The organism is Bradyrhizobium sp. (genome assembly GCF_016462955.1).
Lineage (GTDB): Bacteria > Pseudomonadota > Alphaproteobacteria > Rhizobiales > Xanthobacteraceae > Bradyrhizobium.
In genome coordinates this window covers 11306-24469 of record NZ_JAEMSD010000039.1, presented here as the reverse complement: position 1 = coordinate 24469, position 13164 = coordinate 11306, and the positions used below count along the sequence as shown (strand labels likewise).

The window sequence follows — 13164 nt, the reverse complement described above, 5'->3', positions numbered from 1 at the left end:
GGCGAGATAGCGCTTCATGCCGGGATCGTCCTTCCATTCGGGGTCGGCGGCATCCTTGACGTAGCCGACGCTGATGACGCCCTTGGAGTTGTCGAGCCCTGCGGGCTTCAGCACCGCGCTGACTGAGGAGGCGTTGATGTCGATGATATGCAGCGCCTTCCAGCCGATCTCGGCGACCTTCTTGATCGCCTGCGCGGCCTGCTTCGGCGTCGTCGCGCTGAACAGCACGTCGGCGCCCGCATCCTTCAAGCGCAGGATCTGCGAGTCGATCGTCGGCTCGCTGATCTCGTAGGACGTCTCGGCCACGATCATCGTCGCCTTGTCGCCGAGGCCGGCCTTGAGGCCGGCCAGGTAATCCTTGCCGAGATCGTCGTTCTGGTAGAGCACGCCGATCTTGGCGTTCGGATGGTTCTTCAGGAGGTACTGCGCATAGATCCGGCCCTCGACGAGATAGGAGGGATTGAAGCCCATGGTCCAGGGAAAATTCTTCGGGTCGGTAAAGCGTGCGGCGCCGGTGGCGGCGAACAGCTGCGGGATTTTCCTGGCATTGAGATATTTCTGGACGGCGACGTTCGGCGCGGTGCCAATGATCTGGAACGTCAAGAGCACTTCGTCGCTTTCGACGAGCTTGCGGACCTGCTCCACCGTCTTCGGCGGCGAATAGGCATCGTCATATTGGATCAGATCGATTTTGCGGCCGTTCACGCCGCCCTGATCGTTGATCATCCTCATATAGGCGGCCTGGGTCTTGCCGATCACGGCATAGGCCGAGGCAGGCCCGCTCAGCGGCACGGTCTGACCGACCTTGATCGTGGTGTCGGACGCGCCGGCATCATACTTCTTTTGCGCCTGCGCCCCCGTGACCGAGAGCAGAAGCGCGGAGGCCGCGAGGCATGTCGTGACGAGGTTTTTCATGTCGGTTTCCCCTGCAATTCTCATTCGCCCTTGAGGCCGGCGTCGCGGATCAGCTTGGTCCATTTCTGCGTCTCGGCATCGATGAACTGGCCGAACTCGGCGGCGGTGCCTGGGCGTACTTCGAGGCCCTGGGCGGTCAGCTTGTCCTTGATCCCTGGTTCGGCGAGCGCCCGCAGCACTTCGGCCTGGAGCTTGTCGACGATCACGCGGGGCGTCGTCGCCGGCGCCATGAAGCCGTACCAGCCCGCGGCCGCGACGTTCGGAAAGCCCTGCTCGCGAAGTGTCGGCGCTTGCGGGTAGAGCGCGCTGCGCTCGGGCGAGGCGACGCCGAGCACGGTGAACTTGCCGCTCTGGATGTAGGGCAGGGCAGTCGGCAGCGCGGTCAGCGTGGCGTCGACGCGGCCCGCGAGCAGCTCGGTGTAGGACGCCGCATCGCCCCGGAACGGGATGTTGAGGCCCTTGACGCCGGCATCCCGGAACAGGAGCTCTCCAGCCAGATGCGGCTGCGAACCGGCACCGGGCGAGGCGAAGGTGAGGCCGTCAGGCTTGGCTTTGCCGTAGGCGATCAACTCAGGCAACGTCTTGAACGGCGCATCTGCGCTGATGATCAGGAACAGCGGCGCGATCACCGCCATCGCGACCGGCTGCAGCTCCTTGCGCTCGTAGGTCAGCTTGCCGAACAATGCTTCGGCGGTGGCGTAGGGTGCCGCGACGTAGAGGATGGTGTAGCCGTCGCCCGGCGCATGGGCGACCATGTCGTTGGCGATGCGCGTGCCGGCGCCCGGCTTGTTCTCGACGATGAATTGCTGGCGCAGGCTACGGCCGAACTCTTCGGCGAGCAGGCGCAGCGATATGTCGTTGGATCCGCCGGGCCCGTAAGGCGAGATCAGGCGCACCATGCGCGACGGCCAGGCGTCCTCGGCATGAGCCGTCATGCCTGACCCGACTGCCAGCCCGCCCGCGATCGTGCCCAGCAGGGCTCGCCGTGTGACCTTGAACGATGTCACTGTTGTCTTCCTCCCTGTTTTTGTCGCTCTTTATTTGTCGGTCTTGCGACCTCAGATCACCTTTCGCTGGGTGAGCTGCTCGATCCTGGCGTCCGAAAGGCCGAGCCAATCCCGGTAGACCTCGTCATTGTCCTGGCCGACGTCGCCCGCGGCATGGCGCAAGCGCGCGGGATCGACGGTGAAGCGCGGCACGGCATTGCTCATGGCGACCGTGCCGAAATCCCGGTCGGCAACGCGCGTGATCACCTCGCGGGCCTTCACTTGCGGATCGTCGGCGATCTGATCGATCGAATAGATCGGGGCGAGCGTTCCCTGCGCGGCGTTGAAGCTGGCGAGCACCTCGTCGAGAGGATGCGCGGCGCACCAGACAGAAAAGATGTCGTTGAGTTCGGCGGCGTGCTTGACGCGCTGCTCGTTGCCGGCAAAGCGCGGATCTTCGATGAGGCCGGGCCGGCCGATCGCCCGGCAATTCGCTGCAAACAGCGCGTTGGTCGAACCTGCAAGCGTGACCCAGTGGTCGTCGCTGGTGCGAAACACGGCGGCGGGCGCTGAATAGCCGTTGGCATTGCCGATACGCTTTCGAACGGCGCCGAGCTGGTCGTGCTCGATGGCGAGGACGTCGAGCAGGCGGAACACGGCTTCGGTCAGCGCAAGATCGATCTCCTCGCCCGGCGCATGCGGATCGCGCGCGCGCTTCCATAGCGCGGCGAGCACGCCGACGGCGCCGAACAGGCCGCCGATCGAATCCCCGATCGGGTATCCGGGATGGGTCGGCTCGCCCTCGCTCTCGCCGGTGATGTAGGTGAGGCCGCCCATGGCCTCGAAGATGCGGGCGAAGCCCGGACGCTCGCGATAGGGGCCGTCCTGCCCGAAGGCGGTGGCACGCAGAATCACGAGGCGTGGCTGGATCGACCACAGCACCTCTTTGGACAGGCCCCAGCGATCCAGCGTTCCGGGGCGAAAATTCTCGATCAGCACGTCGAAGCGCGGGAGGAGCTGCTTGAACAGCGCAAGCCCGTCCGGCGTGCGCAGATCGAGGGTGGCGAACTTCTTGTTGCGGTTGGCGGCCTTCCACCACAGCGGCTTGCCGTCCTTGAAGGGTGGGAACGACCGCACGCCGTCGCCGTGCCCGGGCATCTCGATCTTGAGCACGTCGGCACCGTAGTCGGCCAGCAGCGTGGCGGCGAACGGCGCGGCGATGATCGTCGCGATGTCGAGAACCTTCAGTCCTTCGAGCGGTCCAGCCATGTCATGTCCCGGCGCTTGTGGTCTTCTTGGTTTTGCGCGGCGGCGTTGCAAGTTCGGCCTGCCCGACGATGCTGCGGATGCTGTCGGCGAGCGCGGCGATGCGCGGACCGATCTCGCCTTCAAGCTGACCCGGTTGGAGCCGGAAGGCGGGGATGCCGCAATTGATCGAGAACGACTGCTTCGATTCGGGCGCATGAAACAGCGGCGCGGCGACGGCATGGATCGAGGCCATGTACTCGCCCCAGCAGGTGCAGAAGCCGCGGTTTTTGCATTGCGCGATCCCGGCGCGGTACTTGTCGCGGAAGGATGCCCATAGCTCGCCGTCCTCGGCGGCAATGTTCCGTTCCAGCCGCTCCGCATCGGCGGGCGGCAGGGTCGATGCCGCAGCGCGCCCCATGGCGGTCATCACCACCGGAATGGGCATGCCGATGTCGGGCACGTGGGGGCCGACATCGCCGGAGCGCGCGCTCTCGACATAGATCATCGAGGTGGCGTCGAGCAGGCCGATCGAGACCGTGCCGCGGACGCTGTGCGCCAGCTCCTGCATCATCGGCCGCGCAACCTGGCGGAATTGCATCCCGGCGAGCAGGGGGTGCGCCATGCGCAGCGCGCGTGCACCGACCCGGTACTTCGCCCGCGCCGCGTCGTAGCGGAGGTAGCCGAGCTCGGCCAGCGTATGGGTCAGCCTCGCGACGGTCGGCCGCGGAATGCCCGTCAAGGATGACAGCTCCATGTTGCCGAGCAGCGTGCTCCCGGCCTTGAACGCTTCGAGCACGACGAGCCCCTTGGCCAGCGTCGTGGCGAACGCTGCGTCGTCTGCGCTGTCCGCGAGCACGGCTGCAGCGGAGGAAAGCGGATGTCGGGGCTTGGATGAGCTCGTTGGGGCCATCTCCAGATATCAGACGCTAGCCGAAAGGATGTCCAACAAATTCGACTCAAGCGCCGAAATTGTCCGATATGTGGACACCGTGTTAGGACGCCGTGTTGCCTTGGGGACAGCGCTGGAACGAGCGGACACGCAAATTTTTGTCGCGGTTGCATGTCGCGTTATGACAGTATTATTGCGATCACATGTCAGATCGATGATTTTCGGAGCGGCTCATGTTGCAGTGGCAGGCGCGGTCAAATCCCCTCGCGTGGTGGTGGGGATCCCTCACCTTTGTGAGCAGTGCCAACATCCTCGTCTGGTTCATGCTGTATCGCGAGTTCTATCCGGCGTCGCCGGGCAGCATGAGCGGAGGCTCGGACATCGGGCTGATGCTGCTGCTTTGCGCCGGTTACGTGTTCGGCTGCGCGTTCCGTTCAGTGCTGCCCCGCGCCGACGTTCAGCGCATCTGCATGTTCGATACCTGGCTCTCGAGCGTCTTCGTGGGACGCTCGGTCGCGACCGTCGCCGAGGTCTGCTTCGCCGCGCAATGGGCCATCATCCTGCATCAGCTCGGCACCATGACCGGCGCGGAGACCGCCGTGAACATCGCGTGGGTGATCGTGCCGATCATCATCATCGCGGAATGCTTCTCCTGGTACGCCGTGGTGACCACAAACTTCCTCTACAACGCGATCGAGAACTCGCTGTGGGCGGTGACCTTCTTCCTGGCCGGCATTGCGCTGTGCCGCCTGATGCCGGAATTCCAGGGCGTGGTGCGCTGGGCGCTGATGTCAGGCGTCGTCGGCATCGCCTGCTTCCTCGCCTTCCTCATCACCGTGGACGTGCCGATGTATCTCAGCCGCTGGCGGGCAGGGCACGCCGAGGGCAATGAGTTTCTCGGCCTGGTCGAAGGCCTGCATGACGTCGCGACACGCTGGGTGGTGACCCACGACATCGCGCATTGGAGGGGCGAGCTGACCTGGATGTTCCTCTATTTCAGCGCCGCGGTCTGGTCCAGCCTCGCGCTCTGCGCGCTCTATGCCATGGAAGGTTATCTCACGCGCTATCTGGCCTGACGGCATGGACGCGCAGATTTCGGCGTGCGGGTGTCGAACGGTGGGCTTGTGCTCACCCCGGCCGCTTTGCCCATAGAGCCTTTCAACACGAGAGTACACGAGCCTGCTGTCGACTATTCGGGCAACCCCGCACGCCTCATGCCTTGGATGAATTTCCTCATGTGCTCAGGCCGATGGAGGAACACCTGCTCGTGCAGATTCGACAGCCGCAAGGTGGGCTGCAGCGCTCGGAGCCGCGTCATCGCCTCTCGCGTCGGACGTTCACGGCCGGCAAGGGCATGGCTCATCGCCGAAACGCGCAGCGCAACGGGCCAGTTAGGCCGCATCTGCAATGCGCGGTCGGACCATGTGGCAGACTGGTCGAGGTCGCCAAGAAGGAAATGGGCAAAAGCCATCGCGCTGTAGGCGAGATGCATCAGGGGGTCGAGCGGACTGAGGCGGATGGCGTGCCGCAAGTGCTCGATCGCCACCTCGCACTCGCCCGCATAGACATTGATCCAGCCGCTGCGTTGCCAGGCCACGGCAAGGTTCGGATTCAATTTCAAGGCGTGATCGATCAGAGCAATCCCGGCCTTGATATCGCCGACGACGTGAGCCAGCGCATGTGCGCTCCAGGCGAGCGCGACGGCATCCGTGCGGCCGAGGTCCGCCGCCAGTCGCGCAAGCCGATTAGTCTCGGCTGTCTCGGTAGCGCGATCAACTACCCAGCCATTTGACTTGCGCATCAGAAAGCAGGCTGCGGCGAGCGCATGCGGCCTGGCAAAAGCAGGATCGAGTTCAATCGCTCGATAGAATTGCCTTAGCGCGGCATCGTGACCGGCTCTGGTCCAGTCGTGCCAATCGGCCATGCCGCGCAGGAAGCAATCATAGGCGCTCAGGCTTTCCGTCGGCTTCTGCTTTGCGCGCTCAATTTCAGCCTGTTCCAGCCGGGGAGCGATCGCGCCCACGACGCTGTGCGCCATCTGATCCTGCAGCTCGAAAATATCATCGAGCGAACTCTCGAACCGATCTGCCCAAATGTGCTTCCCGCTTTCGGCATCAATCAACTGGCCAGTGATCCGCACGCGCTTTTCGGCCTTGCGCACACTCCCTTCCAGTACATAGCGCACGCCGATGTCTCGCCTCACGGCCCTGATATCCACCGCTCGTCCCTTGTAGGTGAAGCTCGTGTTGCGCGCGATGACAAACAGCTCGGAGAATCGAGACAATTCGGTCGTGATATCCTCGACAATTCCATCAGTGAAATAGTCCTGCAGCGGATCGCCACTCAGATTCGCAAACGGCAGGACGACGATAGATGGGAGCTCGTGAGAGGTGAGGCTCGGCGCAATCCTTGCCGCGGGGGTCGACGACGTCGCTCCCTCCTGAACCTCGCCGACGAAGCGGAATCCCTTGCGGGGAAGCGTCTTGATCAGCCGTTGTTCCTCACCACTGTCGCCAATCGCCTTCCGGGCGCCATTCAGCCGCGTCGTCAGGGCGGACTCCGACACGATCCGACCGCGCCAGATATCGGCGATGAGATCGTCCTTGCTGATGACACGGTCGCGATGGCGGATCAGAAAACAGAGGATATCGAAGACTTGCGGTGCAAGGTCGACCAGCTTGCCGCCATTCCTGAGCTCCCGGCGGTCAGTGTCCAGCGCATATTCTTCGAACCGGTACAGCAACTTGCACTCCAGCAAAGGCAGGCGACCGAGCCCGTCAAATGAAGACCAAGGTAAGGATAATGTAAGCCATTCGCAAAGCGCGGATACCGAAGGCGTGGCACAACTATCGCGATAGCGTTGCAGCAAAAAGGGCACAGCTCATGACCATTGCGCGCCGCCGACTGCTCCAACTCGCCGCGGGGATTGCCGCTCTGCCGGTCCTGGAATCGACCGCATCGGCAGATGCATATCCGGCGCGGCCGATCCGCTTGATTGTGCCGCAAGCCGCCGGAGGCGCTGCCGACATCAGCGCACGGTTGATCGGTCATTGGCTATCGGAGCGCCTCGGCCAGCCCTGCACCATCGAAAACCGGCCGGGCGGGGGCGGCAATATCGGGACCGAGGCGGTGGTGACGTCGGCGGCGGACGGCTATACGCTCTTACTGGCTGGATCGTTCAACGCTATCAACGCGACCCTTTACGAGAAGCTCAGCTTCGACTTCATCCGCGATATCGCCCCGGTCGGCGGCATCATGCGCAATCCGCTCATCATGGCGGTGCATCCCTCCATTCCGGCCGGCACGGTGTCCGAGCTGATCGCTTACGCTAAGGTTAATCCGGGCAAACTGAATTTTGGGTCGGCGGGTACTGGCAGCCCGCAGCACATGGCAGGCGAGCTGTTCAAGATGATGGCCGGGATCGACGTGGTGCATGTGCGCTATCGCGGCTCATCAGCAATGTTGGCCGACCTTCTTCGAGGCGAAATCCAGATGGCGTTCGACCCGATCCTATCATCGCTCGAACACGTCAAGTCCGGCAAGCTGCGCGCACTGGCCGTGACGACCGCGACCCGGTCTTTAGCTCTGCCTGACGTCCCTACCGTCGCAGAGACCGTGCCAGGTTACGAGTCGGTCGGCTGGGTCGGCATTGGAGTGCCCCGGCACACGCCGACCCAGATCGTCGAGCGACTCAACGCCGAAATCAACGCGGGTCTGGCGGATGCCGCCATTCAGGCCCGGCTGACGGACCTCGGCGGGGTGCCGCTACGGGGCTCCCCGGCCGAGTTCGGCATGCTCATTGCCGAGCAGACCGAGCGTTGGGGAAATGTGATCCGCACCGCGCAGATCAAATCGGAGTAGCGCGGTGTCGCCGGAGATCGAGATGTCACCGAGGTTCGATGAGGTCATCACGACGCGAGAGCGCTTGCGCGAGATCTCCAATCCGCCGAGTTTTCGTGCCAGCAACAAAGTCATCGATCACATCGACGAGATATGCCGCCAATTCATTGCGGCGTGCCCATTCGTAGTCGTGGCTTCGCGAGGAGCCGATGGACGGATCGACGTCTCACCCAAGGGCGATCCGGCCGGCTTTGTCGCGGTTCTCGACGATAAGACGCTGGCGATTCCGGATCGCGCGGGAAATAATCGCCTCGATACGTTCGAGAATTTGCTGGCGCATCCCGAGATTGGGTTGATCTTCATGATTCCCGGTCACAGCGACACGCTACGCATCAGCGGGATCGGAAAGATCGTCCGTGATTGCGCGCTCCAGACGCGCTTTGCCGTTAACGGCAAGTCTCCGAACCTGATCCTCGTCATCGAAGTAGCCGAGGTGTTCTTACATTGTCCGAAATGTGTGCTCCGCTCGAGGTTGTGGAACTCGCAGCATTGGCCCGATCGATCGACCTTGCCTTCGCTCGCCCTTGCGATCGTGACACACGCCAAATCAGGGGAGACCGAAGCGGATGTCCAAGCGGTCATCGATCACGGAATTGCCAATCTCTACTGAGGCAATTCAAGTTCGGCGTCCCGACCTGGGCCAGCTCCGCGTGATGATCGCGACCAGCTTGAGGACATCCCGGGGTCCCCATGGCGTTTCCTAAGCTTGTCGTTGATTGATCGGTGTTGACGGTCAGGCCGGTTCGGCGACCACCCTGTTGCGCAAGGTGCCGATGCCGGAGATCTCGACTTCGACGCTGTCGCCCGGGCGCATCCACAGCGGCGGCGTGCGCTTGGCGCCGACGCTGCCCGGCGTGCCTGTGACGATGACGTCGCCGGGCACGAGCGGGCAGATGGTGGAGATGTAGGCGATCAGCTCGGGGATGGCGGTGATCAGGAGATCCGTGGTGGTGTCCTGCACGATTTTGCCGTTCAGCCGGGTCTGCAAGGTGAGCTTCGACGGATCGGGTATCTCGTCCGTCGTCACGAGCCAAGGGCCGAAACTGCCGCTTTCGGCAAAGGTCTTGCCGGAGAGGAACTGACTGGTGTGGCGCTGCCAGTCGCGGATGCTGCCTTCATTGTAGCAGGAATAGCCGGCGACGTGGTCGAGCGCGCGGCCTGCCGGGATGTGACGGCCCGCCTTGCCGATGACGAGCGCGAGCTCGCCTTCATAGTCGAAATCGTCGCTCACCTTCGGCTTGACGATGGGCTGGAGATGGCCGACCTGGCTGCAGGCGAAGCGCGCGAACAGCGCCGGCTTTTCAGTGACGGTGCGGCCGGTCTCGGCGACGTGGTCGCGATAATTGAGGCCGACGCAGATGATCTTGCCGGGATCGGGGATCACCGGGGCGAAGGTGATGCTGTCGAGCGGATGATCGGGCGCCGTGGACGCCGCAAGCTTGGCTGCCTCGGCGAGGCGACCCGCTCCGAGCAGCTGCCGCAGCGTAGTGCAGCCTGTCATGTGCGCGCCGAGATCGACGACACCGTTGTCCTTGACGGCGCCGAAGGAGGGACGGCCGTCGACGATGAAAGAAAGCAGCTTCATGGAGATATCCTCGAGAAATGTCCGCTCAGGCCGCGGAGGGTACATGGGCTGAAGGCGCGACGGCGGCGACGAGCCGGTCCAGCTCGGACTGGTTACGGGCGGTGCCGCGCACATAGCGATCGGGGCGAACGAGCGCAGCGATGATGCCGTGCTCGCGCAGCCAGCCGCCGATGGCTTCCGCATCGTCGCGGGTCAGGACCTTGATCCCCGCCTGCGAAAGCGCGAGAGGCGATGACAGCGCCGCCGCCGTCTCGACCAGCAGCACGTGGCTGTAGCCGGTCCGGTCGTCGCTGCGGCTATCGTCGCACAAGGTGAACTGCGGCGCCAGATGTCCGGCCAGCGGCAGGTCCGCGGATACGAGCCCGGGGCCGAGCAGCGGCTTCTTCACCTCGAGCTTCACGGGCGCGTTCTCGCGAGCCTCGCCGGCGGCAAGGCCGGCATCGATCGCCTTGGTATTGATGACGCCGCCAAGTCGGATGGCCAGCTCGATGAATTCCCGCACGTGCGGCAGGCGTTCGCTCTGGTAGGTGTCGAGCAGATCGGGCGCCGCGCCGCCCTCGATCACGCTCGCCAGCTTCCAGGCGAGGTTTGCGGCATCGCGGATGCCGGCGCACATGCCCTGGCCGAGGAAGGGCGGGGTCTGGTGCGCGGAATCGCCCGCGAGCAGCAATCGTCCGTTGCGCCATCGCTGCGCGATGACGGAATGAAACATGTAGACCGAAGCGCGCTCGATCTCGGCATCCTCAGGCGTGATCCAGCGTGACAGCAGCTCCCATACTTTGGCCGGCTGCGCTACATCGTTCGAATCTTCGTCCGGGAGCACCGTGATCTCCCAGCGCCGCCGCGTGCCGGTGCCGCGAACATAGGTCGCCGGACGGGCGGGATCGCAATGCTGGAGGCTGTAATCGCCGAGATCGTCGCGCGGCCGCTTGAGCAGGGCGTCAATCACCAGCCACCGCTCGTGAAAGCCGAGATCGTCCATGCCGGAGCCGATGAAGCGGCGCACCAGCGAGCGGGCGCCGTCGCAGCCGATCACATAGCCGGCGCAAACCTCGCAGAGCCTTCCGTTCGAGAGGTCCTCGTAGCGGACGCGCACGCCGGTCTCGTCCTGATCGAGCGCGAACACGTCGCAGCGGTTGCGCAAGCTGACGTGTGGCCAGCGGGCGAGCCCGCCGATGAGCACGTCCTCGAGATCCGGCTGGTGGAAGCGGTAGCTGAGATGCCAGCCCATCGGCGTCAGCGTGCGTGGGCGGGACCAATCCAGCAGCATCTTGCCGTTGGCGTCCAAGAACAGCATGCCGGGACTGAGGATGACATGCGGCAGGATCGCGTCGGCAAGCCCGATGGTCTGAAACACGCGCATGCATTCGTCGTCGAAATGCACGGCCCGCGGCAGATGATAGGTCCGCGCCTCGCGCTCCAGCACGAGCGTCCGCACGCCGCAAAGGCCGAGCAGGTTGGCGAGCGTGGCGCCGACCGGGCCGCGGCCAACGATCACGACGTCGAAGTCATCAGCGGTGGATTGATCTTGCATGGGCCATCTCTTCCCGAAGCGGTGCCGGTCCTTCAACGCCGGCGCGCCAAGTGTCCGCCCAGCGGACGACCTGCTCCAAGCCCGTCTTGTCCGCCAGCCGGACATTTCCGCAATGAGGCTACGTCCGGCGGGCCTGCCTTGGCTACTTAGGGTCGGGAAAAAAAGTGCAGGGTTGTCGATCCGGGCAGCCGCGGAGGAAACGACGATGCTGAAATGCGCGGGAATGGCGTGCCTTGCCATCCAATTGTTCGTGGCGCCGGCTTTGGCTGCCGACATCAACGTGGGAATCCTGCTGTCCACGACCGGTCCGGCCGCGGCGATCGGCAATGCCGAGCGCAACGGGGCCAGCTTTGGCGCCACCGAAATCGCGGGCCACAAGGTCAACTATCTGTTCCTCGACGAAGCCTCGGATAGCACCGCCGCCGTCGCCGCGATGCGAAAGCTGTTCCAGGGCAGCAACATCGATATCCTGGTCGGTCCGACCACGACGCCCGGATCTTTCGCGGTGATCGATCCCGCCGTGGAATACCGGCTTCCGGTCATTACGCTGGCCCCCGTCAACGCTCTGGTGGCGCCGGTCGATGCGCGCAAGCGCTGGATCTTCAAGACCACCACCAACGACGATCACGAAGCGGCGCCGTTGTTCGCGCACATGAAGAAGAGCGGCGTCAAGAAGCTTGCCCTGATCGGTTTCGGCGATTCCTACGGCGACGCCTGGAGCAAGGTCAGTGCGGAGATGAGCGCGGCCGCGGGGATCGCGCTCGTCGCCGACGAGAAATATGCACGGACCGACAACACCGTGGTCGGACAGATCCTCAAGATCGTTGCCGCCAATCCCGACGCGGTCCTCATTGCAGCCTCCGGCGCTCCTGCGGCGCTGCCGCTGCTTCAGCTTCGCGAGAAGGGGTTTGCCGGCAAGGTGTACGGCACGCTCGGCGCCACCTTCGGAGATTTCCGCAAGCTCACCGGCGCTCAAGGCGACGGCATCTTCGTGCCGCTCAGCCCGGCCGTCGGCGCCGCCTCGTTGCCGGATGAACACCCCGCCAAGCAGGCCGCGTTGGAGTTCATTCAGCGCTACGAAGCCAAGTTCGGTGCGGGAAGCCGCAACATCTTTGCGGGATCCGCCTACGATGCCCTGCTGCTGATCGAGCGCGCCGCACCCGCCGCGCTCAAGGCCGGCGCGCCCGGAACGGCCGAATTTCGCGAGGGCGTCCGCAGCGCGATCGAAGGCCTCAAAGGCCTGGCCGGCTCCCGCGGTGTCTACAATTACGGACCCAACGACCATACCGGCCTCGACCAGAGTGCGCTGACGCTCGGCCGGCTCGAGAAGGGCGAATGGGTGGCCGTGCCCTGAGGGGTACCTCGGGACGGCAGGGAGAATGAAGGATGCCGGCAGTTTCCGGACAACCCATCTACGACGTCGATCTCTATAGCGACGAGGTCCTGCGCGATCCATACCCGCACTACAAGGCCCTGCGCGATCTGGGCGCCGTAGTCTGGTTGCCGCGTAACGATCTCCATGCGGTGGCGCGCTTCGAGGACGTCCGCGCCGCGCTGCGAAACCCGGCCGTGTTTTCGTCGGCGCAAGGTGTTGCCGCCAACGAGCACGTCAACACCATCTCGCGAGGCACGACGCTGGCGAGCGATGCGCCGTTGCATGATCGGCTTCGTGCGATCATAGCGGCGCCGTTGCTGCCGCGGGCACTGGAGGAGATTGCACCCGCGATCAGGACGGAGGCGCGCCGGCTCGTCGACGAACTGGTCGCCCGCGGTCGGTTCGATGCGGTCTCGGATCTGGCCCAGCACCTGCCGCTCACGATCGTCTCCAAGCTGGTCGGTCTGGAGGACCATGGCCGCAGCAGCATGCTGCGCTGGGCTGCCGCGACCTTCAACGTGCTCGGCACGATGAATGCGCGGGCTTGTACGGCGCTGAAGGACGTTCAGGAGATGCGTGCCTATCTCGGCGGAGACGAGATCAGGAGCCGCCTGAGGCCCGGCAGCTGGGGCGACCGCATCTTCGCCGCCGCGGACCGCGGCGAGGTCGAGCCGGAGCGCTGTCCGGTGCTGATGCGGGACTATCTCGGCCCGAGCCTGGATACGACGATAT

At 64.3% G+C, this 13164-nt stretch carries 11 protein-coding genes and 1 pseudogene; 5 read left to right on the top strand and 7 right to left on the bottom strand.

Annotation, left to right across the window (positions count from 1 at the left end; genetic code table 11):
* From JHD07_RS06935 to JHD07_RS06920, 4 genes are all read right to left on the bottom strand, one after another.
* Positions 1-915, bottom strand: a 915-nt coding sequence (locus JHD07_RS06935) for an ABC transporter substrate-binding protein (RefSeq protein ID WP_291620375.1), incomplete at its 3' end; no start/stop codon positions are given.
* 20 nt (positions 916-935) lie between these two features.
* Entirely contained in the window at positions 936-1922 is a 987-nt protein-coding gene (locus tag JHD07_RS06930) for a tripartite tricarboxylate transporter substrate binding protein (protein ID WP_291620373.1), read from the bottom strand.
* Between the two features lie 51 nt (positions 1923-1973).
* Positions 1974-3170, bottom strand: coding sequence for a CaiB/BaiF CoA-transferase family protein (locus JHD07_RS06925; protein WP_291620371.1), 1197 nt, complete (start codon positions 3168-3170; stop codon positions 1974-1976).
* Position 3171: 1 nt separating this feature from the next.
* Positions 3172-4059 (bottom strand): IclR family transcriptional regulator, encoded by an 888-nt coding sequence (locus JHD07_RS06920; protein ID WP_291620369.1) that lies wholly within the window; start codon positions 4057-4059, stop codon positions 3172-3174.
* Between the two features lie 212 nt (positions 4060-4271).
* Between JHD07_RS06920 and JHD07_RS06915 the strand changes: the two genes are divergently transcribed.
* The gene (locus tag JHD07_RS06915) at positions 4272-5114 is read left to right on the top strand and encodes a hypothetical protein (RefSeq protein ID WP_291620366.1); all 843 of its coding nucleotides are present in this window, start codon (positions 4272-4274) and stop codon (positions 5112-5114) included.
* Positions 5115-5227: 113 nt separating this feature from the next.
* Here the strand turns inward: JHD07_RS06915 and JHD07_RS06910 are convergent, their stop codons facing one another.
* A complete protein-coding gene (locus tag JHD07_RS06910) occupies positions 5228-6781 on the bottom strand; it encodes a winged helix-turn-helix domain-containing protein (RefSeq protein ID WP_291620364.1) in 1554 nt (517 codons plus the stop codon).
* 140 nt (positions 6782-6921) lie between these two features.
* Here JHD07_RS06910 and JHD07_RS06905 point away from each other — a divergent pair, with 140 nt between their 5' ends.
* Both JHD07_RS06905 and JHD07_RS06900 read left to right on the top strand, forming a co-directional pair.
* Positions 6922-7899 (top strand): tripartite tricarboxylate transporter substrate binding protein, encoded by a 978-nt coding sequence (locus JHD07_RS06905; RefSeq protein ID WP_291620362.1) that lies wholly within the window; start codon positions 6922-6924, stop codon positions 7897-7899.
* A 64-nt stretch (positions 7900-7963) separates the two neighbouring features.
* Positions 7964-8548, top strand: a complete 585-nt coding sequence (locus JHD07_RS06900) for an MSMEG_1061 family FMN-dependent PPOX-type flavoprotein (protein ID WP_291620360.1) — start codon at positions 7964-7966, stop codon at positions 8546-8548.
* A gap of 123 nt (positions 8549-8671) precedes the next feature.
* Here JHD07_RS06900 and JHD07_RS06895 read toward each other — a convergent pair whose 3' ends face one another.
* Both JHD07_RS06895 and JHD07_RS06890 read right to left on the bottom strand, forming a co-directional pair.
* The gene (locus JHD07_RS06895; protein ID WP_291620358.1) at positions 8672-9523 is read right to left on the bottom strand and encodes a fumarylacetoacetate hydrolase family protein; all 852 of its coding nucleotides are present in this window, start codon (positions 9521-9523) and stop codon (positions 8672-8674) included.
* 25 nt (positions 9524-9548) lie between these two features.
* Positions 9549-11057 carry a bifunctional 3-(3-hydroxy-phenyl)propionate/3-hydroxycinnamic acid hydroxylase gene (locus JHD07_RS06890; RefSeq protein WP_291620356.1) on the bottom strand — a complete coding sequence of 503 codons (1509 nt, stop codon included), beginning with the start codon at positions 11055-11057 and terminating at the stop codon, positions 9549-9551.
* 205 nt (positions 11058-11262) lie between these two features.
* On the opposite strand from JHD07_RS06890, the gene JHD07_RS06885 reads away from it, so the two are divergent.
* Positions 11263-12411, top strand: coding sequence for an ABC transporter substrate-binding protein (locus tag JHD07_RS06885; RefSeq protein ID WP_291620354.1), 1149 nt, complete (start codon positions 11263-11265; stop codon positions 12409-12411).
* Between the two features lie 32 nt (positions 12412-12443).
* Positions 12444-13164, top strand: a pseudogene (locus tag JHD07_RS06880) (cytochrome P450); the annotation flags it as partial.